This window comes from uncultured Sphingomonas sp. (assembly GCF_913062585.1).
Lineage (GTDB): Bacteria > Pseudomonadota > Alphaproteobacteria > Sphingomonadales > Sphingomonadaceae > Sphingomonas.
Genome location: NZ_CAJXWX010000007.1, coordinates 97,809 through 122,199, shown reverse-complemented (window position 1 = coordinate 122,199; position 24,391 = coordinate 97,809). Strand labels below are relative to the sequence as shown.

Genomic DNA, 24,391 nt, shown 5'->3' with positions numbered 1-24,391 from the left:
AGGTAACACCAGCTTCTTCGAGCGCCCCTATCCGCGCGGCAGCGACGACCGAACAGGTCGATCGGGGGATAGGAACATAATCACCATGAACAGCCATTTCATTCGCGCCGCGCTGCTGGGCGGCACCGCGCTTCTCGCCGTGGCGGCGGCCCCGGCCTTCGCCGCCGACGCCAAGCCCGCCGATCCGGCGCCTGCGCCCGCCGCCGCCGATCCTGCGGATGGTGGCCAGCTGAAGGAAATCGTGGTCACCGCGACCAAGCGTGAGACCAGCCTGCAGAAGACCCCGATCGCAATCTCGGTCATCGACCCGACCGTCCTGAAGGACCGTCACGTCCAGAGCCTGCTCGACCTGGCCGACGGCACCGTGCCGTCGCTGCGCGTCGCCACCTTCGAGGCGCGCCAGTCGGCGCTGACCGTCGGCATCCGCGGCATCGTGCCCTTCGACCAGAACCAGACCGCGCGCGACACCGGCGTCGGCGTGTATTTCGACGGCGTATATGTGGGCCGCTCGCAGGGCCTGAACGCCGCGCTGTTCGACATCGAGCGCGTCGAAGTGCTGCGCGGGCCGCAGGGCACGCTGTTCGGCCGCAACACCGAGGGCGGCGCGCTGTCGATCGTCACCGCCAAGCCGACCGGCAAGTTCGGCGGCTCGCTGACCGCGGGCTTCGGCAATTACGGTGCGTACAACACCTCCGCGCACGTCAACCTGCCCGAGTTCAACAACATCTCGGTCAAGCTGGACGGCGTGATCCAGCACCAGAACCCGTTCGTAAAGAACCCGCTGCCGGGTGCGGTCGGCTGGGGCGCGTATAACCGCGTCGGCGGCCATGTCGCCGCCGTCTGGAAGCCGGTCGACGGCTTCTCGGCCGAGCTGTCCTACGACCAGGCGAAGGACGAGAACACGCCCTTCTACAGCCAGCTGATCAACTACAACCCGAAGGGCCTGCCGGTCGCGACGATCGCGCAGATCAATGCCAATGGCGGCAAGCTGCCCTCGGGCACCATCGCGCCGCTGTCGTCGCTGGTCGTCGTGTCGGGCGACAACCGCATGAAGACCGCCGATATCGGCGTGCCGCAGCAATATAGCCTCGATCGCACGCACGGCTTCTCGACCAAGCTGAACTATGACGTCGCGCCGGGCCTGGAGCTGCGCTCGATCACCGCATGGCGCGGTGTCACGACCGACCAGTGGGACAATTCGGGCGGCGCGCACCGCACCGTCTTCCTGCCGAACGGCAAGTTCAGCCGCTACAGCCTGTCGTTCATGCAGCAGCACCAGTTCAGCCAGGAATTCCAGGCGGTCGGCAGCCTGCCGCAGTTCGATTATGTCGCGGGCCTGTATTATTTCACCGAAAACGCCCGCGAAACGGCGGCGACCCCGTCGAGCAACCAGTGGAATGCGGACGGCACCGGCTACACCGTCCTGTCGCCGATCGTGACCGGCACCGTCACCTCGGGCAACCAGGGCTGGGCGCCGAACTCGCTGTTCCTGCAGCGCGGCAGCTTCGCGCGCGCCTATAGCTATGCCGCCTTCGCGCAGGGCACCTATACCCCGGCGGGCTTCGATGCCTTCCACCTGACCCTGGGCGGCCGCTACACCAAGGACAAGCGCAACGGCACGCTGTACCTGGTGCAGGGCAAGTCGACCAACTTCCCCTTCACCTTCAACAACAACCGTTTCGATCCGATGATCACCGCCGCGTTCGACGCGAGCAACACGATCCATCTCTATGCGAAATATTCGACCGGCTACCGCGCGGGCGGTGCCAACGACCGTTCGCAGACCTTCGCCGCCTTCGGTCCCGAAGCGGTCAAGGCCTATGAGATCGGCTCGAAGATGGACCTGTTCGAGCACCGCGTGCGCCTGAACCTGGCCGGCTACATCATGGATCGTACCGGCACCCAGATCGACTTCGACAATGTCGACATCAACCCGTCGAGCCCGACCTACAACCTCCACACCGAGGAAACCCGCAATGCGCCGGGCACCTCGAAAATCCGCGGCGTCGAGGCCGACCTGACCGTGAACCCGGTCGAGGGCATGACGGTGGGCGCGTCCTATGCGTACACCTACACCAACGTGCCGGCGACGCCGAACCCCTTCCTGGGCGGCGCGCTGACCCAGGTGTTCGTGGTCTATACGCCGCGCAACGCCGCCTCGGCCTATGTCGACTATGAAGTCCCGATGCCGGGTTCGGAGGCGAAGATCCGCTTCCACCTGGACGGCAACTATGCCGACCCGTCCTACAGCTTCCAGAACGAGACGACCCGCACCGACAAGACCTTCGTCATGAACGGTCGCATCGCGCTGGCCGACCTGCCGCTGACCGAGAACGGCACGAAGATGACCGTGTCGCTGTGGAGCCGCAACCTGCTCAACAACACCTTCATCTATCGTCGCTCGGCTGCCAACGCCGCGACGCTGGGCGATTACGGCAACTTCAACCCGCCGCGCACCATCGGCCTGGAGGGTACGGTCCGCTTCTGATCCTTCGGGATACCCTAACCCCAAACTCATGGGGCCGTCCTTCGGGGCGGCCCCTTTTTTGTGGTGGCTTTCCTGGGGCGGATCGACATTCAAGGACTTCGTTCTTCCCTCGCCCCTCGCAGAGGGGAGAGGGAAAGAAGGAGCATGAACGTCTAAGCCCGGGGCAGGATCAGCGAGACGATCAGCCCGGGTGCCGCATCGCCCAGCACCAGCCGCCCGTGATGCAGCCGCGCGACCGCATCGACCAGGGGCAGCCCCAGGCCATGGCCGGTCGCGCTGCGCGCCTGGTCCAGACGGCCGAAGCGGCGCAGGGCCTGGGCGTGGTCCTCGGCGGCGATGCCGGGGCCGTCATCGGCGACCGACAAGGTCCAGCCCTCCTGCGTCACCCCCAGAGTCACGCGGATCGTGCCAGCCGCACGGCCATATTTGATGGCGTTCCCGATCAGGTTGACCAGCGTCTGGGTCAGCAGCTGGCGATCGCCGATGAACGATATGGCGGACCGCTCGACCGCCACCATGATCTGGTGCCCGGCTTCCTCCGCGACCGGCATCATCATCGTTGCGGTGTCTTCGACCAGCGCCGGCAGGTCGAAGGGCGCGAATCCCGCCTGGCGATGGCCGCTCTCGATCTCGGCGATCCGCAACAGCGCGGCGAACATGGCGAGCAGTGTGTCGCACTGGGCCAGCGCATCGGTCGCGCGGGCGGCCTGGTCGGGGCGGCTTGCTTCGGCGGCCATCGCGGCCAGCTGTGCGCGCAACCGGGCGAGCGGGGTGCGCAGGTCGTGCGCGATGTCGTGGGACTGACCGCGCATCGCCTCCATCAGCTCGCCGATCCGGTCGAGCATCCGGTTGAAGGCGGCGGCCTGGCGGTCGAATTCGTCGGCGGAGCCGGTGACGGGCACGCGGTGGCGGATGTCGCCGGCGATGATCGCCTCGACCGTGGCGCGCTGCTCGGCGATGCGGCGGCCCACCAGCCGTGAGAAGGCGAGGATCCCGCCCACAACGATCAGGATGATCGACCCGAAGCCGATCAGATAGATGCGGGTCCGTGCGCTCCGATAGCTGTCGAGCGGCTCGGTCTCCGCCACCACCGTCAGCCGTCGTCCGGTTCCGGCATCGCGGACCAGCGCGCGGCCGTGCGACAGGCCGGTGATCCCATCGCGCGTGCGCAGATCGGAAAGACCCGGCGGAAGCAGGCGCCGCAGCCGGATATTGCCGCCGAGCACGCGCCCGTCCGCCCCCTGCAACACCAGGCCGACATCGCCCGTGTCGCGTTCCCCTGCCAGTTGGGCCATGCGGGCGAGCAGCGTGGCGGTGGCGGGGACGCCCTCTCCGGCATCGCGCTCCAGCACGACATCGGCGATCGCCGCGATCCGGCGGTCGACCAGCTGCGCCACCGTCACCCGGTTGGCGGCCAGGATCGACAGGCCGGTGGCGATGGTCGCGATCAGGAACAGCGCCAATACGGCCAGTGTCAGGCCGCGCAGGGACAGTCGCCGGATGACGCGCGCGATCATGGTTTCAGCGAATAGCCGATCCCGCGTATCGTTTCGATCGGATCTTCCTCGCCCGCCTCGGTCAGCTTGATGCGCAGGCGGCGGATATAGACGTCGACGATGTTCGTCTCCGGCTCGAAATCATAGCCCCAGACCCGCTCGATCAGCATGGCACGGGTCAGCACCTCGCCCGCATGGCGCGCCAGTTCGGTCAGCAGCTTGAGTTCCAGATTGGCGAGCGTGATCGGCTGGCCGCCGCGCCAGGCGCGAAAGCTGGTCGGGCTGACGACGATGTCGCCCGCGCGGATCGTGTCGCTTTCGCGCGTGGTCCAGCGGCGCCCGCGCAGCACCGCATGGATGCGCGCGTTCAGTTCCTCGGGTTCGACCGGCTTCACGACATAATCGTCGGCCCCGGCCTCCAGCCCGTCGACCTTGTCCGACGCCATGGACAGGGCGGTCAGCATGATGATCGGCACCGTGATCCCGCGTTCGCGCAGCGTCTCGACGACCGACAGCCCGTCGAGGCGCGGCATCATGCGGTCGAGGATGACCGCGTCATATTGCTCGCGGTCGATCGCGGCGAGCGCCTGGCGGCCATCGCCGACATGCTCGACGCGGTGGCCCAGCCCGCGCAGTTCGGCGGCCAGCCCTTCGGCATAGGCGGCATCGTCCTCGACCAGAATCAGGTGCAGGCTCATCATGCTTTCCACATCGTCACGCCCTTTGCCCTAACCGGCAAATGTGCGGTGGCAAGACGGATCGACGATGGGCTCAGCGTGCCAGCGGAGCGAGCCCGTCCCGGAACAGCGCCACGAACCGGTTCAGCGGGCAGGGGGCGTCGGCGGGGCAGCCGCGTACCCGGACCGGCGTCACCGTGGTGGCGGCGGACTGCGTGCGGATCTGATCGGGCGACTGGGTACGATAACGGACCGTGACGAAGGCGCGGCCGCGCGGGTCATGCCAGCGCTCGATCAGGATCGCCCCGCCGGGGGCGGCGTCGTTGGAGGCATAGCCCGGCGCGATCAGGTCGAAGCCGAGCAGCGCGGCCAGCGCGGTGACGTTGGTGTCGTGCCCGACCAGCATGTCGACCTTGGCCCCGTTCTTGGCGGTCAGCGCGTTGATCATGTGCCGCCCGAATACGGCAGACTGGTGCGCCGCCATATAGGGCGAGCGGGAATAGATGTCGAACAGCGCGGCATGGACCGTGCCCAACCGTGCCAGTACAGCACCGTCGACTGGCAGCCCCCCGACCGAGGGCGCCAAGCCTTCAGCATATTGCAGTAGCAGCACCTGCGCGGTGCCAGAGGCGGTGCGGATCGGCCCGGACAGGTCGATGCCATGCCCGTCCGCCGAGGGGGTCAGCCGTGGCGCTCCCGCGGGATCGCAGCCGCGCGGATCGCCGCAGCCCAGCACCTGATCGAGCAGCGTCAGCGCCGGACGGTTTCGCGCCACCAGCGCGTCCATCCCGCCGGTGAAGCGGCCGATATCCGCGATCGCCGCCGTCGCGTCGAAGCGTGTCGCGCGCGCGCGGAGCGGCTCGAACAAGGGGTCGACCGTGCCCAGGGACTTGTGCCGTACCGGCACCATGCAGTCGGGGGCCAGTCCGGCGGCATAGGCCTGGCCGCTCGCGATGGTGCGCGACGCGCTGTTGGTCCAGATTCGAATGCTATCCCGCGCCAGGCACCCATGGGCCGAAACCAGCCCCCGCGCCGCCCATTCCGCCCGGTCGGCGCGGGCGGCGGCCATCAGCGCTTGCGCGCCGCGCGGCGTCAATTCGCTCTCGCGCGTGTTCCAGACCGGCCAGGGCCTGGCGGTACGAGTGCCATGCGGCACTTCCCCGTCCAGGGGCGCACGCACGCCATGCCGCATCAGGATGACGACGCGGTCCAGGGTGAGATCGCTGACGCAGTGTAACGGTTCCTGTGCGGCAACCCCCGCCGTGGACAGCGAAAGAGCGAACAAGGCCAGCGTGCGCAGCCGGCGGGGCAGAGAGGATGAGACGATCATTCGATGGTTCTGGACCGATTGCGGGTCAGAAGTGTGACATCTGTTGGTCCCTGATGATCCCAATGCCGAATTTGAGGCTATTTTTTCAAATTCATCAAAAATCGGTCAATAAGTCATCGGACTGTCACAGCCCATCCCTAGCGGGGCCGTCGAAGGCGCCCGGGGGGCGTCGCCATCACGATTATCCCAGGGGGAATTCCATGACCGCTTCGTTCAAGCGGGCGCATGTCGTGCGCCTGTTGTGCGGCACCGCCGCCACGCTTCTGATCGCGCATCCCGCGTTCGCCGCCGATCCTATCGCCGCCGAGCCCGTCGCGGCGGCCGCCGATCCGCAGGTCGGCGAGGACGTCATCGTCAAGGGCCATCGCCAGGCGATGGTGGATGCACAGGACGAACAGCTGCACAGCCAGTCGCTCGCCACCGTCGTCTCGGGCGAGGAACTGCGCCTGCAGCCGCAGCAGAATCTCGCCGACCTGCTGACCCGCCTGCCGGGCATCAGCTCGTCGGTCGACCAGTCGCGCAACGCGGCGGCGACGGGCGAGGCGCAATATGTCTCGATCCGCGGTCTCGACACCTCGTACAATGCCTATTCGTTCGACGGCGTGCGGCTGGCCCAGACCGATGCGCGCACCCGCGCCATCTCGATGAACCTGCTGTCGCCCTTCTCGCTGCAGACGGTGCGCGTCGACAAGGCTCCGACCGCCAAATATGATGGCGACGCGATTGCGGGCATCATCGACATGGTGCCGATCACCGCCTTCGACCTGCCCAACCATCGCACCCAGATCCGCTTCCAGGGTCAGGTGGCGGGCCGTGCGGCGGCGCGCGGCGAAGACCCCTGGGGCGGCACCGCGCAGGTCGAGACGGCGCAGCGCTTCGGCGATTTCGGCATCTATGCCTCGGCCTATTACGGCCTGAAGCATGTGCTGGGCGAGTCGACCGCCGTGCAGCATGACTGGGAGAAGTATAACAATAACATCCCCGGCATGATCCGCGACAATCTGGACAATGTGTTCGCGCGCGGCGTGCAGTGGCAGGCGTTCCGCAACCGCATCCAGCGGATGGGCGGCACGCTGAACCTCGACTGGAAGGGCGAGGGGACCGACCTGTACCTTCATTCCACCTATGGCCGGTACCAGCTGAAGAGCTGGATGGATCAGACCGCGCTGCGCCAGACCAGCCTTGCGCCCTATCAGACCAATCCGAACCCCAATAAGGGCTCGTACGACGCGGCGGGGTATCGCGCCGATTACGGCCTGACCGCGACCGACTATTTCCGGACCGAGCACAGCAACCAGGAACTGGTGACGACCAAGCTGGGCGGCCAGACCCGGTCGGGCGACTTCACCTTCGACTATCACGGCGCCTATTCGCGGGGGTCGCAGGATTACCCCCTGCGTATCCAGTCGGGCTTTGCGGGCGCGCCCTATATCGGCACCGCGGACAATACGGGTGTCGCCAATTACCGCATGGTCACCTCGATCGGCCAGCGCACCTTCCCGCAGGTCGTGCTGACCGACGCGGCGCGCGCCTATCTGACCGACCTGACCAAGCTGAAGCAGTGGTACGTCACCCAGCAATTCGAGAATACGTGGGAACGCCGCCTGGAGGGGCAGTTCGACACGACCTGGCACCATGCCGACCAGGGCCTCGTCTCTATCTCGGCGGGCGCCAAGGTCGAGGATGCCAAGCGCTATGCCAATGCGCTGGGTGACGACGGCGCGCTGCAATATACCTTCCCCAATGCGGATGGCAGCGATTCGCCGCGCTACGCCGCGACGGGTCCGGGGCTGATGACGCTGCCCGGCCGGATGCTCGGCGGGTTCATGAACGGCGCGGCGCAGGTGCCGATCTTCCTGATCGACACCAGGTTCATCGAGGACGAGGTCGCACGGCTGTCGACCCCGAAGATCGCCGGGCTCGATCCGGTCAAGCTGAAGGAAAACCGCCTCGACGGGCGCGAGAATCGCCTGTCCGGCTATGCCATGGCGACGATGCAGTTCGGCGATCTTCAGGTCGTGCCGGGCGTCCGCTACGAATATAACCGCTTCAAGGGCACGTACTGGCAGGACCAGGGCAACGACACCGGCGCCTTTGCCACGTCGAGCCGCCATTACGACATGTGGCTGCCCAGCGTCATCGCCAATTACCGGCCCAATGACGCCATGGTCATCCGCGCGTCGGTTCGGAAGAGCTATTCGCGCCCGGCTTTCGATCTGCTGCTCGGGCCGACCCAGGTCTCGCGCAACGATCTGGGCGAGGTGACGGGCGTGTTCATCCCCAACCCGAACCTGAATGCGCAGACCGCGTGGAATTACGACGCCTCGGTCGAATATAAGGGGCAGGGGACGGACTTCTTCTCGATCAGCCCCTTCTACAAGGATCTGAACCACGTCCTGTTCGCGACCGGCACCACCAATGCGACCGGCGACTATAACATCTGGGGCAATCCCCAGTCGGAGCAGCAGGGCGGCGTCGAGGTGTCGAGCCTGACCACCGATGCCACCGGCAAGATCTATGGCGTCGAACTGTTCGGTCGTTATTCGCTGAAGGGCCTGCCGGGCCTGCTCGACGGTCTGGGACTCCAGGCCAATGTCACGGTGCAGCGCGCCACGGCGCGGGTGTTCGTCAACGGGCAGATGCGCGACCAGCGCATGACCCAGGCGCCGAAGATCATGTACAACGCCGCGCTGTTCTACACCCATGGCGGCCTGTCGGCGGAGTGGAACTATAACTATACCGGCGACCGCCTGTACGATCTGCGCTCCAGCCGTCCGGATACCTATATCCAGCCGACGACGATCTCGAACCTGATCGTCAACTATGTCCTGCCCTCGGGCCTGACGGTCGGCATGTCGGTGCAGAACCTGTTCAACGAACACAGCTATTGGGCGACGACCAGCGAGCGCAAGGCGTACCTTTCGAACGACCGCAAGGGCGGTTATGTCGAGACCGGGCGCATCTACATGCTCAACCTGACCTACGCCTTCTAAGCTTCACCCCCTCCCCGATCCGGTGCCCGCCCCCCAGCGGTACCGGAGCGCACCTACGCCGACGGCCCGCTTCTCGTGTGCCGTCGGCGATTTTTTGTGGGGTTCCTGACCGATTGGTCGCGCGATAGCATTGGTCGCGCGACAGCAGGGCGCGAATAAGAGGATTTGGCCGATATGATGAAACGCCAGCGCCGCCAGCACGAGATCGTGGCGCTATTGGGAGAAGGCGGCTTTCACGGCATCGGCGAACTGGCCGAGGCGCTGTCGGTGTCCGAGGAGACGGTGCGGCGCGAGCTGCGCGTGCTGGAGGCATCCGGCGCGGTGGTGCGGGCGCACGGCGCGGTGCGTATCGCCAAGGTGGAAACCGAGGGCTCCTTCGCCGCCCGGCTGCAACGCCATGCCGAGGCCAAGCAGCGTATCGCCGCCGCCGTCGCGGAAATGGTGGCGGAGGGCCAGACCATCTATCTCGATGCCAGCACCACCGGCCATTATGTCGCGCGGGCCTTGCGCGATCATCAGGGCCTGACCATCGTGACCAACGCGGTCGGCGTGGCCGCCGAGCTGGGCGGGCGCAACGACAATCGCGTCATGCTGGCGGGCGGCGAGATGGATTATGAATATCGCGCCTGTTTCGACGCCACGGCGCGCGAATATCTGAGCATGTTCACGCCGGCGCTGGCGATCCTGTCGGTCGAATCGGTCAATCTCGACCATGGTTTCGCCGACTATCATGCGGGCGAGGCGGCTTTGTGCCGCATGATGATCGCCCGCGCGCGCCGCACGCTGATCGCCGCCGACCAGAGCAAGTTCGACCGGCCGGGCACGATCCAGGTGGCGGCGCTCGGCGACGTCGCGATGCTGGTGACCGACGCCGCGCTGTCGCCCGCTTATGCCGAGGCGCTGACCGGTGTGGAGGTGGTGATCGCCTGACCGCGCCGGATCAGGAGGGCGACGGCGGCGCCCGCAATCCCGAACCCGGCATGGATCAGCCAGAACCGGGACTGGTCGATGCGCGGATAGAGCGCGCCCAATTGCCCCACCATCAGATGCGCGACGAAGCCGTGCAGGTAGAATAGCCCCGTCATCACGCCTCGCCGGGACGGCGGTGCCGCGGCCAGGACGATCGCCAGCGCCGAGGGCCAGGACAGCACGACGCCGAGCGAGAGCAGCAGGACCGCGCCGATCACGTCGCCCAGCCCGACCATCGCCTCGCCGCGCGCCAGCCAGGCCAGCAGCGTGTAGCCGAGCGCGATGGATAGTCCGCCCGCCATCAGCTTCGCCGCCGCGCCCGGCTCGCGGGACAGGCGCGGCGACAGGCGATAGGCCAGCAGCGCCAGCGCGATGGTGAACAGCCCGTCCATCGCCGCCAGCCAACTGGGCGGGATGGCGAGCCCGCCGACCGACAGGGCGACGCGCTGCTCCGCCCAGACCAAGACCATGTTGGTCAACTGCTCATAGGCGCAAAAGCATAACGTCACCGCCGCGACGGCGGGGATCACCCGTCGCCAGTCGGTCGGCCCATGCGCCGCCGGACGCGCGATGGCGAGGGGGATGGGCGGCGCGGTCCGCAGGGTCAGCATCGCGACGACCATGGTGCCCGCCATGGCAAGGAAAGCCACCGCGAAACCATAGCGCCAGGCCAGCCATCCGCCGATCAGGGGACCGAGCATCGCACCGCCGTTCAGGAATGCCAGATAGGCGGCGAACAGCCGTTCGCCCGCCAATCGCCCGCGCAGGGCCCCGACCTCGGCGGCCAGATTGCCCTTCAGCAGGCCGATGCCCGCGATCAGCAGCGCCAGGCCGGGCAGCGCCCAGACGCGGCTTGCCAGCGCGAACAGCCCCAGCGTCATCAGCACGGCCCCGGCATACATGGCGGGCCGCCGCCGCCCGCTGCGATCCGCGATCCAGCCGCCCAACGGCAGGACCAGATAGGTCAGCGCGCCGTACAGGCCGTACAGCTCCGAGGCGAAGGCGATATCGCCCTGCGCGCCCGTCACCCGCGCAATCCCGTCGCGCAACGCCGCCAGCCCGACCACCGCGGCGCCGGGCCGGACCAGCAGGTCGGTCACGAGGAACAGCGTCAGCAGGGCCTTCGCGCCCTGGATGGCGCAGCGCTCCCAGCCCTCGACGCTGGCGAGCGTCCAGAATCCGGGAGCGGGCGGGGTGGTGTCCCTGTCGCGCATGGTGTTGAATGGACGTCCGTTGAGGCTTTGGGAGGAAGCGCTGCTCCCCCTAGCTCCGGTTTGTGACGGGTTCGCGGCGGCTCGACAAAGGGCCGTGCAGGCGGCACCAGAGACGGATGGATCTGTCCGCGATCGTCGCCGATATCGCCGCCGAGATGGCCGAGGCCCCCGACCGGGGCAAACCGGCCGATTATATCCCCGCGCTGGCGGACATCGACCCGCGCCGCTTCGGCATCGCCATCATCGAGGCGGACGGGCAATGCCATCTGGCGGGCGATGCCGAGGAGAGTTTCTCGATCCAGAGCATCTCCAAGGTGTTCGCGCTGACCCTGGCGCTCGGTGCGGTCGGCGATCAGCTGTGGCGGCGGGTGGGGCGCGAGCCGTCGGGGACCGCGTTCAACTCGATCGTCCAGCTGGAAACCGAAAGCGGCATCCCGCGCAATCCGTTCATCAATGCCGGCGCGATCGTGGTCGCCGATGTGCTGCTCGGCGGGTATGAACCGCGCGAGGCGATCGGCGAGATGCTGCGCTTCGTCCGCGCACTGGCGGGGGAGGACGACATCGTCATCGACGCCGCCGTCGCCCAGGCCGAGATGGAGACGGGACACCGCAACCAGGCGCTGGCGCATTATATGCGCGCCTTCGGCAATCTCCATCATCCCGTCGACCGGGTGCTGGGCGTCTATTTCCACTTTTGCGCGCTCGCCATGAGCTGTCGGCAGCTGGCGCTCGCCGGGCGTTACCTGATGGCGCGGGGCGTCAATCCGGGGACGGGGCGCTCGGTCGTGTCACCGCAGCGGGCGCGGCGCATCAATGCGCTGATGATGAGCTGCGGCCATTATGACGGGTCGGGCGAGTTCGCCTTCCGCGTCGGCCTGCCGGGCAAGTCGGGGGTCGGCGGCGGCATCTTGGCGATCGTACCGGGCCGCGCCTCGATCGCGGTCTGGTCGCCCGGTCTCAACGCGCGCGGGAATTCGCAGCTTGGTACGCTGGCGCTCGAACGGCTGGTGCAGCGGACCGGCTGGTCCGTGTTCGACCCGCAAGCCGGTTGACCGCGCGCAAGGGGGCAAAGGCGGCGCTCGCCCGGACCGACAGGATCAGGTTGAGCGCGACGCCCGCGATCGCGGCGGCGCCGAAGATCCGCACGATCCGCTCGCCGGTGATCGCCGTGCCGCAGCCCGACAGCGCCAGCAGCAGCACCGCGCCGCCCAGCAGCTTCAGGCCGGTGCGCAGCCGTGCATCGTGCAGCGTCCCCGCCTCGCGCGCATGACGATGCGAGCCGGCGGCGAGCAGCCAGAAAGCGATGAAGCACAAAGCAATCGTATCAAGCATGGGCGGGCTCCAGGGGGTGACGGGTCCGTCTGGGAGTACGGGCGGCGGGACGCGCGCTGACCCGCGCGGCAACGGCGAAACCGATACCGATGGCCAGGCAGGCGAGGTCGAAGGCGGCGAACAGATGGTCGCCGTCGAGCAGCGCGGGGATCAGCCAGCGCGTGGTCGTCAGCGCATTGACGAGCGGGATCGCGGCCCAGGCTGCGGCGGCCAGGCCGAACACCATCGTCCAGGCGCGCCGGGCGGGCAGGCCCAACTGCGCCAGCGCCAGCAGGCCCCAGGTCCAGAACATCGCCGATACCTCCATATCGGCCCGCGCGGCCATGTCCGCCGGGATCAGCCGGTTGGCGAGCAGATAGGCGGCCATGCCGGTCGGGAAGGCGGCGATGACCGCGATGTTCAGCCGCTCCGCCAGCCTCAGTCCGAAAAACGGCGCTGCGCCGGGTTTGCGCCGCTTGGCGGTCCATAGCAGCAGGCCGGTGCCGACCATCGCGGTGCCGGTCAGCCCCAGGACGAAATAGGCCCAGCGCAGCGCGATGCCCGCATATTGCGCGACATGCAGGCCCAGCATCACCCCCGCCGTCTCGATCGCCGAGGCGGGGTCGCCGCTGCGGCTGACGAAGCGGCCGGTCGCGCCCTCATAGGTGACGGTGGGGGTGCGCGCGCTGATCGCGCCGCGCTTGGCGAGCGCGATCGAGACGCGCGCGGCGGCGTCGCCGGGATTCTGGACGATGACACGGGTGGCGGGACCGCCCAGCCGGCGTTCGGCATCCGCGATCAGCGGCGCGATGGCGACGAGCGGACGGCGCAGGCCGCTGGCGGGCACATCCTCGGGCGTCCCATAGGCGGTCTGCAGGAATTGCGCGGGCTTGGGATAGTTCATCACCACCGGCCACGGCATGTACATCGTAATCAGCGTGATCAGCCCGGTATAGGTGATCATTGCATGATAGGGCAGGCCGAACACCGCCGAGACATTGTGCGCGTCAAGCCAGCTGCGCTGCCCCTTGTTCCAGCGCAGGGTGAAGAAGTCGGCGAAGATGCGCTTGTGCGTGATCACGCCCGAGATGATCGCGCCCAGCATCGCCATCGCGCACAGCCCGGCCAGCCAGCGCCCCCAAGGGTGCGGCAGCTGAAGCTGGAAATGGAAGCGATAGAAATGCTCGCCGCCACGCGTCTCGCGCGCGATCAGGGGGGCGCCGCTGACCGGGTCGAGATCGAACTCGCCGCCGCGTGCCCGGGGATCGGGCTTGGCGGGGATGCGGAAGACGCGGGTGGCGATCGTCCGCTCGTCGGGCAGATAGATATACCATTGCAGGTCGTCGGGCCCGATCCGCGACAGATGGCGGATCGCCGAGGCCGCCGCCTGCGCCGGGGTGGCGGATTGTGCGCGGATTTCCGGCTGCATCCACTGGGTGATCTCGGGCCGGAAATAGGCCGAGGTGCCGGTCAGGAACATGGTGAACAGGATCCACCCGGCGATCAGGCCCAGCCAGCCATGCGCCCAGGCCATGGTCTGGCGCCAGCCCGGCTGTTTCCTGGCAGCGGCGCTCACGGCCGGACGCCCAGCAGCTTGAGCAGCACCGCCATCGCCAGCGCCCCGCCCCAGACCACCGCGCCGACCCGGCCCAGCCGGACGTCGTGCAGCGACCATAGCCCGATCCCGGCATAGACCAGGAAGGAGAGGATCATCGGCCAGCCGGTCGCCTCGATCCGCGCCAGCGGACCGGCGGCGGGCAGGGTCCGCGCGGCCAGCATCGCCGCGGCGACCGCGAATCCATAGCCTCCGATGGCGGCGGTGATCCACCGCCACGCCATGGCGAATCCGGCCCGCCAGCGGCGTCCGGCGTGTTCGTCAATGGCTTGGCTGGCTGGCACGCGGGATGGCCCTTGTCATGATGATGACATGGCTTTAGCAGCATTTGAGAGTCACTATCAATAGCAGGGAGTAATTTTATGCGCGGGCTTCGCGGAACGCTGCTGGTCGCATGTGCCACGAGCGTCATGCTGGGGAGTGCCATCCCTGCTTCGGCACGACCGATCGACGACGACGCGCAGAAGCTGCGCAACGAAGAGATCGTCGTCCAGGGCGAGCGCGAGAAGAAGAGCGGGACGTCGGGCACCAAGACCGACATTCCCCTGATCGCCACGCCCCAGACGATCGCGGTCATCGACCAGGCGGAACTCACCCGCCGCAATGCGCAGTCGATCAACCAGGCGCTGGGCTATGTCGCGGGTGTCGCACCCAACCAGCGCGGCAATGTCGCCACCCGTTACGACCAGCTGTACCTGCGCGGTTTCGCGCCGGGCATCTTCATGGACGGGATGCGGCTGCTCGGCGGCGTCTATGCCAGCCCGCAGGTCGATTTCCATCTGGTCGAATCGGTCGACGTCGTGAAGGGGCCGGCGGGCGTCACCTATGGTTCGGGCACGCCCGGCGGCCTCGTCAACCTGACCAGCAAGCTGCCCTATGCGGGCGCGGGCGGACGGATCGAACTGGCGGCGGGCAATTACGCGCTGCTGCGCTCCAGCATCGACGTGAATCGCCCGCTCGATGCCGATAATCGCTGGCTGTTCCGCATCATCGCGGGCGCCGAGGAGTCGGACGGCTTCATCCGATATACCGCCAATCGCCGCTATTATGCCCGCCCCATGCTGACCTTCGCGCCGGACAGTGCGACCAGCGTCACCCTGATCCTGAACTATCAACGCGATCCCGAATCGGGCTCCTATAGCGGGGTGCCGGTCTATGGCTCGGCGCTGCCCAATCCGTTCGGCGTGCTACCGGTCGATTTCAACACCTCCGAGCCGTCATACGAAGCGTTCGACCGGACCCAGAAATCGGCGACGATCCTGTTCCGCCACGACCTGAACGACCGGCTGAGCTGGACCACCAATGCGCGCTATCTGGCCATTGGGCTGCATTACCGGCAGATCTATGGCTCGGGCTATGTCACGCGTGGCGGCAATAGCGACTTCTCGACCCTGCAACGCGGCGGCGGCGGATCGGACGAGGCGTTCCAGACCTTCACCGTCGACAATCACCTGGTCGGCAAGCTCGATACCGGCCCCGTCCGCCACACCCTTTTGGCCGGCGTCGACTGGCAGCATAATCGCGGCGAGAATTACCAGGCCTTCTATACCGGCACCAATGCGAACCCGGTGTTCAACATCCCGAACCTCAGCCTGTTCGCGCCGGCCTATGGCGTGCCGCTGCCGAGCTTCCCGATCACCCAGACGCATAACTACACCAAGCGCGATCAGGTCGGCGTCTATCTTCAGGACCAGATCGCGATCGGCGGCCTGCAACTGATCGCCAGCGGGCGGTGGGACACGTACAACCAGACGACGCAGAATCTGAATACCAGCGCCGTCACCCGGCTGAACCAGACCGCCTTCACCACGCGCCTGGGCGCGCTCTACGAGACCAAGATCGGCCTTTCGCCCTTTGTCAGCTATTCGGAGAGTTTCGAGCCGCAGACAGGCAGCACATGGGATGGCCGCAACTTCACCCCCGTCACCGGGCGCCAATATGAGGCGGGGCTGAAATACCAGCCGCGCGGCACGACCGCGCTGTTCACCCTGTCCGCCTTCGACCTGCGCCGCCGCAACGTTCCGGTCGCCGATCCGCGCGCGGGCACCGGCAATATCCCGACCAATGCGCAGGTGCAGATCGGCGAAGTCGCGATCCGCGGCATCGAACTGGATGGGCGCGGCACGGTGGCGCCGGGCTTCGACGTGGTGGTCGCCGCGACCTATAACGACCCGCGCGTGACGCAGGGCTCGCCCGTGGTCGGCTCCGGTGACCAGCTGAGCGGTGTCACCGGCACGCGGCCGCTAGGTGTCCCGCAATGGAGCGCGTCGAGCTTCCTGTCCTATGACCTGGGCAAGGCGGGGACGGCGGGCGCGCTGGGCGGGCTGAGCCTGGGCGCCGGAGTCCGCTATGTCGGCGACTCGGATGGCACCGCCACCACCGTCGCGGCGGGAAAAACGGTTGTCCGCCGCTTTCAGTCGCCCGATTACTGGCTGGCCGACCTGATGCTCGGCTATGATCTCGGCCGGGTCAGCCCGGCGATGGCGGGGCTGAGCCTGACCGCCAATGTCGCCAATCTGTTCGACAAGCGCCACATCACCAGCTGTTTCTTCAACAATGGCTGCTATTACGGGGCATCGCGGACCTTTGTAGGCAGCCTGCGCTATTCTTGGTAAGGCGCACCCGATTCATTCGCATATGACGTATCCGCCCGCCCCGCCGACCGATCGGCGGGCAAGGGGCGCAAAGGAGTTTTGAGGTTTGTCGACCGATACTGCCCTGCCCGAACTGAGCCCGACCACCGCGCTGAGCGTCGAGACGGTTCAGAGCGTCCACCACTGGAACGAGCATCTCTTCTCCTTCTCGGTGTCGCGCCCCGACAGCTTCCGCTTCCGCTCGGGCGAGTTCGTGATGATCGGGCTCCAGGGCGACAACGGCAAGCCGCTGCTGCGCGCCTATTCGGTCGCCAGCCCGGCCTATGACGAGAAGCTCGATTTCCTGTCGATCAAGGTCCAGGACGGCCCGCTGACCAGCAAGCTGCAGAAGGTGCAGCCGGGCGACCAGATCTATCTGGGCCGCAAGCCCACCGGCACGCTGGTCGCCGACGCGCTGCTGCCCGGCAAGCGGCTGTTCATGCTGTCGACCGGCACGGGCCTTGCCCCCTTCCTGTCGGTCGCGCGCGACCCGGACATCTATGACATGTTCGACGAGGTGGTGATCGTCCACTCGGTCCGCCGGGTCAGCGACCTGGCCTTTCATGACGAGCTGGCGGCCAAGCTGGCCGACGATCCCCTGGTCGGCGACGTGGCGCAGGAGAAGTTCCACTATGTGCCCACCGTCACGCGCGAGCCGTTCCACACCTCGGGGCGCATCGACGCGCTGATCGACGATGGCCGCCTGTTCGCCGGGCTGCCCAGCGCGCACGGCTTCAACCCGGAAACCGACCGGATCATGATGTGCGGGAGCATGGAGATGATCAAGTCGCTCGGCGCCAAGTTCGAAGAGATGGGCTTCCCCGAAGGCTCGAACGCGCAGCCGGGTGCCTATGTGATCGAAAAGGCGTTTGCGGGCTAATTTCGCCGACCATCGGCGCGACCCCGGCATAGGCCGGGGCCCAGTTGCCAAGGTGGTGAGGCGGCACAGTGACAAGGCGGGGGAGGCAAAAGCGGGCGGATCGCGATTGCCTCCCCCGCTTCGTTGAGCGCGCCATCTACAGCCTCGATCCTGGGCCCCGGCCTTCGCCGGGGTCGAAGACAAAAGAAACGGCGCGCACGCACCTGCATCGCCTCACGACAATTGTCGGCGCGGACGGCACATTTATGCGACATTTGCGTCCTAACGCCCGAACCGACGGATAACGGGAAAAGGGACGGACATGCGGCTTTGGGCGGGTTTGATGGTGGCGAGCGCGACGCCAGCGATCGCGCAGGCCCAGGTGGCGACCCCGCCCGCCCAGACGCCGACGACGACCCAGGCCCCGGCGCCCGCCCAAGGCGACGGCGCCGCCGCTGCGCCGATGACGGGCAGTGCCCCGACCGTCGCCCCGGCAAGTGGGACGCAGACCGCGCCCGCCACCCGCACGCGCGGCGCGGCGCGACCAGCCCCCGCCGAGGACGAGGAAAGCGGCGACGAGGGCGATGTCGTCGTCACCGCGCGCCGCGAACCCGGCAAGGTCATCGGCGACATTCCGCCCGACCAACAGCTGAGCCCCGCCGATATCCGCTCCTATGGCGTGTCGAGCGTCTCCGACCTGCTGACCGAACTCGCGCCGCAGACGACCAGCGGGCGCGGCGGATCGCCGGTGATCCTGCTCAACGGCCGCCGGATCGCGGGCTTCCAGGAAATCCGCGACCTGCCGACCGAGGCGATCCAGCGCGTCGACATCTTCCCCGAAGAGGTCGCGCTGAAATATGGCTATAGCGCCGACCAGAAGGTGGTGAACTTCGTCCTTCGCCCGCGTTTCCGCTCGCTGGCGGCCGAGGCGGTCGGGACCGTGCCGACCCAGGGGGGATCGGCCAAGGGGCAGGGCAAGCTCGACTGGCTGCAGATCCGCCGCGACAAGCGGTTGAGCATCCATACCGACTATACCGAAGGCTCGCGCCTGACCGAGGCGGAGCGCGGCATCGTCGCGCCCGCGTCCAACGCGTCGCTGGGCGGCAACATCGTCACCGCCGATCCGGGCCTGGCCGCGCTGACCGGTAGCAACCCCAGCGTGGTCGGCGTGCCCGCCGGGCTCTCCGCCGCGCCCAGCCTGGCGCAGCTGGCGGGCAGCCCCGCGACGTCGACCGACGTCACGCCCTATCGCACGCTGCAATCGGCGCAGCGGCAATGGGACGCCAATATCGTCTATGCGCGCAACATCTTCCCCAAGGTGGCGGCCTCGTTCAACGCCGAGGTGCAGACGACGCAGAGCAACAGCTGGAACGGCCTGCCCTCGGCCAATCTGCTGCTGCCTGCGGGCAATCCCTATTCGCCCTTCACGACCGGCGCGACGATCACGCGGCTGAGCGACGCCTATGGCCCGCTGGTCCAGAACAATACCGGGCTGACCGCGCATCTGGGCACGGTGTTCAACGGCGATATCGGCAAGTGGCGCTGGTCGGTGACCGGCTCCTACGACCGTGCCGAAAGCCGGGTGGCGACCGATACCGGACTGGACGTGACGGGCTTCCAGGCGCGGTTGAACGCGGGCGACCCGACCGCCAACCCCTATGGCCCGCTGGACATGCTGACCATGGCGTCGCGCAATTTTGCGCGATCGACCTCGTCATCGGGCGAAGTCGATGCGCTGCTCAACGGCCGCGTCTTCGCGATGCCCGCCGGCGACGTACAGGCCAGCGTCAAGCTGGGCGGCCAGACCAGCGATTTTTCGAGCAGCTCGACGCGCTTCGGCGTGGTCCAGACCGGCGACGTGTCGCGCGACATCGTCAACGGCCAGGTCAATCTGGACGTCCCCATCGCCAATCGCGACCGCCAGGTGCTGGGTGCGATCGGCAACCTGTCGCTGAACGTGAATGCCGGTGCCAATCACCTCTCCGACTTCGGTACGCTGACCACCATCGGCTATGGCGCCAACTGGTCGCCGCTGGAGGGTGTGCGCTTCATCGCCTCCTGGACCGACCAGGAGGACGCGCCGACCGCGCAGCAGCTGGGCAATCCGACGATCACCACGCCCAATGTCCGGCTGTTCGACTATGTGCGCGGCACGACCGCGACGATCACGGCGGTGAGCGGCGGCAACCCGGCGCTGGTGGCGGACAGCCGTCATGTCATGAAGCTGGGCCTGACGCTGAAGCCCTGGAAAGACCGGGACCTCAACCTGACCGCCAACTATTACCGCATCAACACCGACGACCCGATCGCGTCCTTCCCGACGCCGACCGCCGCGATCGAGGAGGCGTTCCCCGACCGCTTCACGCGCGATGCGGCGGGCAATCTGCTGCGCGTCGATTCCCGCCCGATCAACTTCGCGCGGACCGAGCGGTCGCAGCTGCGCTGGGGCCTCAACTTCTCCCGCCCGATCAAGTCGAAGATCCAGAAGGAGATCGAGGCGTTTCGCGCAGGCACCGGTCCCAATCCCTTTGCGGGCCTGAACTTCCCCGGCTGGCGCGGGGGACCGGGCGGCGAGGGTGGTCCGCGTCGCGAAGGGCAGGGCGGTCCCGATGGTCCGGGCGGTCCCGGTGCGGGTCCGGGTGGCCCTGGTGCTGGCCCCGGTGGTCCCGGCGGCGGTTTCCGGGGCGGCGGCTTTGGCGGCGGTCGCGGCGGCGGCCGGTTGCAGTTCGCGCTCTATCACACCTGGACCTTCGAGGACCGGGTCATCGTCGCCGATGGCGGGCCCGATCTGGACCTTCTTCGCGGCGATGCCATCGGGTCGAGCGGCGGCACCTCGCGTCACAAGATCGAGGCGCAGGCGGGCTATTCCAACAATGGCGTCGGCGTGCGTTTCTCGGGCGACTGGCAGAGCGCCACGCGGGTCAATGGCGGCACCCCAGGCAATCCGCAGCCGCTCAATTTCGGCAGCCTCGCCACGGTCGACGTCCGCCTGTTCGCCGATCTGGGCCAGCGTCTGGACCTGCTGAAGAAGCACCCCTGGCTGCGCGGCACGCGGGTCAGTCTGTCGGTCGACAATCTGTTCAACCAGCGGCAGCGTGTGACCGATTCCACCGGTACGGTTCCGATCGGTTATCAGCCGGGCTATCTCGATCCGCTGGGCCGGACGGTCAGGCTGTCGATCCGCAAGCTGTTCTTCTGACAGCCGACATGTCGTTTCTGGGGGCGAACCTGACCTGGTTCGCCTTTTCAAGCCCGAATTTTTGATGGGATTAGTCCGATCCGGGATGGAATCGCGGATCGAATTCTTAAGTTTTTGGTTAACCCACCCTAATTTCGATGCCATCCCTTAACCGAGAGAATTGCGGAGACGCGGCGAAACCGAAATAGCATTCGGGAGGGTCGAGCGAGCAAAAACTCTGACGACAGGGGGAATGATATGGTCGGAGAGCGGAGGTCATGAGCGACCGCTACGATGCAGGGGAACATGTGCCGGCAGGTATTGATGACCGGCTTCGTCGCATACGCGACGAGTTGGAGATGGTCCAATCCCTGGTCCGCAGCGAGAATGAGGCGCGCATCACTCCGGCCGCTATCGGTCGCATCATCCGGTCCGCGCGTGAGGGGATAGGTGGCTTTTTTTCCGCCGACCTGTTCGCCGATCCGGCCTTCGATATGCTGCTGTTCGTGTTCCTGGAGGAAGAGGCGGGGCGGCCGGTCGAAACCAGTGCCTGCTACCGGGCCTCGGGCGTTCCCCGGACGACTGCTGTCCGCTGGATCAACATGCTGGTGTCCAACGGCATGTTCGAAAGTGCGCCGCATCCGACCGACCGTCGCCTGGCGCTGCTGAGCCTGAGCGAGGAAACGCGGACGGGCGTGCGGGAATGGCTGAACGGTCTGCGTCCGCTGATCGAGCGCCTGACCGTGCGCGACCATCCGAACGTTTTGGATTGAGGCGGCCCGTACTTAGGCGGCCCGTACTCAGGCGGCCTGGCCGATCCGGTTGCGCAGGCTGTCGGCCAGCGTCTCCAGCGTGACCCCGTCGATCCGGTTCGCCACCGGCGCATCGGATCGCAGGATTTCCGCGATGGCCAGCTGCGCCTGGGTGATCCGGTCGATCGACTGGATGCTGACCATGTGACGCCGCAGCGTCCCCGGATCGCTGCCCAGTTCATAGGCCAGGTCGGCGAGCGAGCGGGTCAGGTCGACCAGCTCGTCCGCCAGTGCACGGGCCAGCGCCCCGTCCCCGCCCGGCACCGTCATTTGCCGCACAATTTCATGACGTTCGAGGCTATGGTGCCGCCTACCAGGGGCTGCGACGCCATGCCCTTGAACAGGGTGAAGTCGGTGCCGTTGCGGCCGATCGCATAGGCGCCGCCCGCCAGCATCGCGCGCAGGCCCGCCGCGCCGTCCTCGTCGTCCAGCGCGACCAGCAGGCCCAGGGCGTTGCTGCCCGCCGCCTTCGCGACCGAGGCGAAGAGCAGCGAGATGGACGGGCGTTCGCCCGCCACCGGCTCGCGGGCCAGCAGGCGGATCGTCGCGTCCGGCCAGCTGTCGATGACCATGTGGGTATCGCCCTGCGGCGCGAAATAGATGGTGCCCTGCTCCACCTTCAGGCCATCGCTCGCCTCGAGGACGCGCGGCGCGATCTGTTCGCGCAGCTGCTCGACCATCGGGGTCAGCAGGCCGGGGCTCATCTGCTGCACGACCAGCGTCGGCGGGCAGTTTTCGGGGAAGGTCTGGAACAGGTCGAACAGCGCCTGGGTGTTGGCCGAGTCCGCGCCGATCGCCAGGACGCGACCGTTCCAGTGCATCGGCGGCGGCGCGGCCTTGCGCGCCTGGCTCAGCGAGCTGGCCGAGGTGCGCTTCAGATCGGCGTTGCGCGCCGACTTGATCCGCTTGCCCAGCTTGCCGATGATGGCGTCGAGTTCGGACTGGACCGCGACCTTGGGCTTGGGGAAACAGTCGATCGCGCCCAGCCGCAGCGCCTCGATCGACTCGGCCGCACCCGCGGCGGTGCGGGTCGAGAACATGATGACCGGCATCGGCCGTTCCTCCATGATCTCGGCCAGATATTCCAGGCCGCTCATGCCCGGCATTTCGACGTCCAGGGTCATCACGTCGGGACGGTGCTTGATGACCATATCGCGGGCCTCGACCGCGCCGTCGGCGGCGCCGACGACCGCGACGCCCTTGATCCGCTCCAGGGCGCCCGAGATGAGGACCCGCATCGTCAGCGAGTCATCGACCACCAGAACCTTTACGTCGGCCATTACGGTATACCTTCCAAGACGGATACGCCGTCACGTACAGGGAAAAAAGAAGTTCAAGCCGCCTCGGCCGTCAGCGACACGCTGTCGGTCAGGCGGTCGAGCGCCAGGATCAGGATCAGGCGCTGTTCGATCGTCGCCAGGCCCTCCAGATAATGGGCCGCGGTCGCGTCGCCCATGTCGGGCAGCGGCTGCATCGCCTCGGGCGGGATGGTCACGATGTCGTTGACCGCATCGACGATCAGGCCCTGCAGCTGGTCGCCGATCCGCACCACGATGATGACGTGGCGCGCGCTGGGATCGGTGACGCCCCAGCCCAGGCGGTGGCGCAGGTCGAGGACCGGCAGGACGACGCCGCGCAGGTTCACGACGCCGCGCACATGGGCGGGCACGTTGGGCAGCGGGGTGGCGGGCGACCAGGCGCGGATCTCGCGGATGGCCATGATGTCGACGCCCAGGATCTGGTCGCCGAGCTGGAAGGTGATGAGCTGACGCGACATGGTCGGTTTCCTCGGGATCAGGGGATCAGTGCAGCACGCGGCGGATGGCCGCGGCGAGCTTTTCCGGGTTGAAGGGCTTGACGATCCAGCCCGTCGCGCCCGCTTCGCGCGCGCGCGCCTTCTTCTCGTCGGAGCTTTCGGTGGTCAGCACCAGGATGGGCAGGTTGCGATGCCCGGGCTGGCGACGCAGCGCCTCGATCAGGCCGAACCCGTCCATGCGCGGCATGTTGATGTCGGTGATGACCAGATCGGGCGCGGTCTCGGGCGTGACGCCGTCCAGCGTGTCGAGCGCATGGACGCCGTCCTCGGCTTCGAGCACCTGATATCCCATATCGGTCAGCGCGGCGCGGAGCAGCATTCGCATACTGGGCGAATCGTCCACGGTCATGATGGTCTGGGACACGAAGGGGCCTTTCGACTGTATCTGGGTCATCAGAAGAACTCCACGTCGCCGGTCGCGGCGGGTGGCGGGGTTGGGCGGGCGATGCGCGGCGGCGGTGGCAGCGCATCGGTGACATGACGGCACCGGGCGAGGCCCAGGGCCGGACGGAATTCGACGCGACGCGCGCTGATCCCGCCGACATCCTCGCCGACCAGCGCGATCCGCTCGTCCGCCAGGAAACGGCGTGCGAACTGCGCATTGGCCGCACCGATGTCGCGGAAGCCGTCGCGCATCATCGCGCCGCCGAACAGCCGTGCCTTCAGGCTGTGCCGCTGTGCGCCGAGCGCCATCATCGCGTTGATCAGAACTTCCATCGCATACACGCCATAGCGCTGCATGGATTTAGGATCCGTTTCCGTCATGCCCGGTTCGGCGAGAAGAAAATGGTTGAGGCCGCCGACCCCGGCGATCGGATCGTAGAGACAGGCCGAGATGCAGCTGCCCAGCACGGTGGTCAGCACGACATCCTTTTCCTGGCTGACGCGGGTTTCGCCCTGGATCACGTTGATCCGGCGAAATCCGTCGCGTTGCGCCAGGCCGGTGAAGGCGCCGGTGACGGGGGCGCCGATGGGGCCCGTGGCGGGGCGGTGGGGCATG

At 67.3% G+C, this 24,391-nt stretch carries 20 protein-coding genes; 8 read left to right on the top strand and 12 right to left on the bottom strand.

Annotation, left to right across the window (positions count from 1 at the left end):
* The first annotated feature begins 85 nt into the window (after nucleotides 1–85).
* Nucleotides 86–2,488, top strand: coding sequence for a TonB-dependent receptor (locus tag QZ546_RS07140; RefSeq protein ID WP_294235896.1), 2,403 nt, complete (start codon nucleotides 86–88; stop codon nucleotides 2,486–2,488).
* Nucleotides 2,489–2,640: 152 nt separating this feature from the next.
* On the opposite strand, the gene QZ546_RS07135 is transcribed toward QZ546_RS07140, so the two are convergent.
* The 3 genes from QZ546_RS07135 to QZ546_RS07125 form a co-directional block, all read right to left on the bottom strand.
* Entirely contained in the window at nucleotides 2,641–4,005 is a 1,365-nt protein-coding gene (locus tag QZ546_RS07135) for a HAMP domain-containing sensor histidine kinase (RefSeq protein ID WP_294235895.1), read from the bottom strand.
* Nucleotides 4,002–4,682: a response regulator transcription factor gene (locus QZ546_RS07130; RefSeq protein WP_294235926.1), complete on the bottom strand. Its 681-nt coding sequence runs from the start codon at nucleotides 4,680–4,682 to the stop codon at nucleotides 4,002–4,004. Before QZ546_RS07130 ends, QZ546_RS07135 begins: the two co-directional genes overlap by 4 nt.
* Nucleotides 4,683–4,755: 73 nt before the next feature.
* The gene (locus tag QZ546_RS07125; RefSeq protein ID WP_294235894.1) at nucleotides 4,756–5,991 is read right to left on the bottom strand and encodes a histidine-type phosphatase; all 1,236 of its coding nucleotides are present in this window, start codon (nucleotides 5,989–5,991) and stop codon (nucleotides 4,756–4,758) included.
* 200 nt (nucleotides 5,992–6,191) lie between these two features.
* Between QZ546_RS07125 and QZ546_RS07120 the strand changes: the two genes are divergently transcribed.
* Both QZ546_RS07120 and QZ546_RS07115 read left to right on the top strand, forming a co-directional pair.
* Nucleotides 6,192–8,984, top strand: a complete 2,793-nt coding sequence (locus tag QZ546_RS07120) for a TonB-dependent receptor (RefSeq protein WP_294235893.1) — start codon at nucleotides 6,192–6,194, stop codon at nucleotides 8,982–8,984.
* Between the two features lie 174 nt (nucleotides 8,985–9,158).
* Nucleotides 9,159–9,914: a DeoR/GlpR family DNA-binding transcription regulator gene (locus QZ546_RS07115; protein ID WP_294235892.1), complete on the top strand. Its 756-nt coding sequence runs from the start codon at nucleotides 9,159–9,161 to the stop codon at nucleotides 9,912–9,914.
* On the opposite strand, the gene QZ546_RS07110 is transcribed toward QZ546_RS07115, so the two are convergent.
* A complete protein-coding gene (locus QZ546_RS07110; RefSeq protein ID WP_294235891.1) occupies nucleotides 9,872–11,167 on the bottom strand; it encodes an MFS transporter in 1,296 nt (431 codons plus the stop codon). The genes QZ546_RS07115 and QZ546_RS07110 overlap by 43 nt on opposite strands.
* Nucleotides 11,168–11,283: 116 nt before the next feature.
* Here QZ546_RS07110 and QZ546_RS07105 point away from each other — a divergent pair, with 116 nt between their 5' ends.
* A complete protein-coding gene (locus tag QZ546_RS07105) occupies nucleotides 11,284–12,219 on the top strand; it encodes a glutaminase (protein ID WP_294235890.1) in 936 nt (311 codons plus the stop codon).
* Here the strand turns inward: QZ546_RS07105 and QZ546_RS07100 are convergent.
* The 3 genes from QZ546_RS07100 to QZ546_RS07090 are packed head-to-tail and all read right to left on the bottom strand — an operon-like array spanning nucleotide 12,125 to nucleotide 14,377.
* Nucleotides 12,125–12,499 carry a hypothetical protein gene (locus tag QZ546_RS07100; protein WP_294235889.1) on the bottom strand — a complete coding sequence of 125 codons (375 nt, stop codon included), beginning with the start codon at nucleotides 12,497–12,499 and terminating at the stop codon, nucleotides 12,125–12,127. The two genes, QZ546_RS07105 and QZ546_RS07100, sit on opposite strands and share 95 nt — an antisense overlap.
* Nucleotides 12,492–14,054, bottom strand: a complete 1,563-nt coding sequence (locus tag QZ546_RS07095) for a PepSY domain-containing protein (RefSeq protein WP_294235888.1) — start codon at nucleotides 14,052–14,054, stop codon at nucleotides 12,492–12,494. Before QZ546_RS07095 ends, QZ546_RS07100 begins: the two co-directional genes overlap by 8 nt.
* Nucleotides 14,051–14,377: a hypothetical protein gene (locus QZ546_RS07090; protein WP_294235887.1), complete on the bottom strand. Its 327-nt coding sequence runs from the start codon at nucleotides 14,375–14,377 to the stop codon at nucleotides 14,051–14,053. Before QZ546_RS07090 ends, QZ546_RS07095 begins: the two co-directional genes overlap by 4 nt.
* A 78-nt stretch (nucleotides 14,378–14,455) precedes the next feature.
* Between QZ546_RS07090 and QZ546_RS07085 the strand changes: the two genes are divergently transcribed.
* From QZ546_RS07085 to QZ546_RS07070, 4 genes are all read left to right on the top strand, one after another.
* Nucleotides 14,456–16,708: a TonB-dependent siderophore receptor gene (locus QZ546_RS07085; protein WP_294235886.1), complete on the top strand. Its 2,253-nt coding sequence runs from the start codon at nucleotides 14,456–14,458 to the stop codon at nucleotides 16,706–16,708.
* 85 nt (nucleotides 16,709–16,793) lie between these two features.
* Entirely contained in the window at nucleotides 16,794–17,606 is an 813-nt protein-coding gene (locus QZ546_RS07080; RefSeq protein ID WP_294235885.1) for a ferredoxin--NADP reductase, read from the top strand.
* Between the two features lie 301 nt (nucleotides 17,607–17,907).
* Entirely contained in the window at nucleotides 17,908–20,784 is a 2,877-nt protein-coding gene (locus QZ546_RS07075; RefSeq protein WP_294235884.1) for a TonB-dependent receptor, read from the top strand.
* A gap of 257 nt (nucleotides 20,785–21,041) precedes the next feature.
* Nucleotides 21,042–21,536, top strand: a complete 495-nt coding sequence (locus QZ546_RS07070) for a hypothetical protein (protein ID WP_294235883.1) — start codon at nucleotides 21,042–21,044, stop codon at nucleotides 21,534–21,536.
* A 27-nt stretch (nucleotides 21,537–21,563) separates the two neighbouring features.
* Here QZ546_RS07070 and QZ546_RS07065 read toward each other — a convergent pair whose 3' ends face one another.
* From QZ546_RS07065 to QZ546_RS07045, 5 genes are read right to left on the bottom strand one after another with little or no spacing between them, the layout of a single operon-like run.
* Entirely contained in the window at nucleotides 21,564–21,845 is a 282-nt protein-coding gene (locus tag QZ546_RS07065; RefSeq protein WP_294235882.1) for a hypothetical protein, read from the bottom strand.
* Entirely contained in the window at nucleotides 21,842–22,855 is a 1,014-nt protein-coding gene (locus tag QZ546_RS07060; RefSeq protein WP_294235881.1) for a chemotaxis protein CheB, read from the bottom strand. Before QZ546_RS07060 ends, QZ546_RS07065 begins: the two co-directional genes overlap by 4 nt.
* 53 nt (nucleotides 22,856–22,908) lie before the next feature.
* Nucleotides 22,909–23,352 carry a chemotaxis protein CheW gene (locus tag QZ546_RS07055; RefSeq protein WP_294235880.1) on the bottom strand — a complete coding sequence of 148 codons (444 nt, stop codon included), beginning with the start codon at nucleotides 23,350–23,352 and terminating at the stop codon, nucleotides 22,909–22,911.
* A 25-nt stretch (nucleotides 23,353–23,377) separates the two neighbouring features.
* Nucleotides 23,378–23,755, bottom strand: coding sequence for a response regulator (locus QZ546_RS07050; RefSeq protein WP_294235879.1), 378 nt, complete (start codon nucleotides 23,753–23,755; stop codon nucleotides 23,378–23,380).
* Nucleotides 23,756–23,784: 29 nt separating this feature from the next.
* On the bottom strand, nucleotides 23,785–24,390 hold the full coding sequence (locus QZ546_RS07045; protein ID WP_294235925.1) for a chemotaxis protein CheD: 606 nt from the start codon (nucleotides 24,388–24,390) through the stop codon (nucleotides 23,785–23,787).
* Between the last annotated feature and the right edge of the window lies 1 nt (nucleotide 24,391).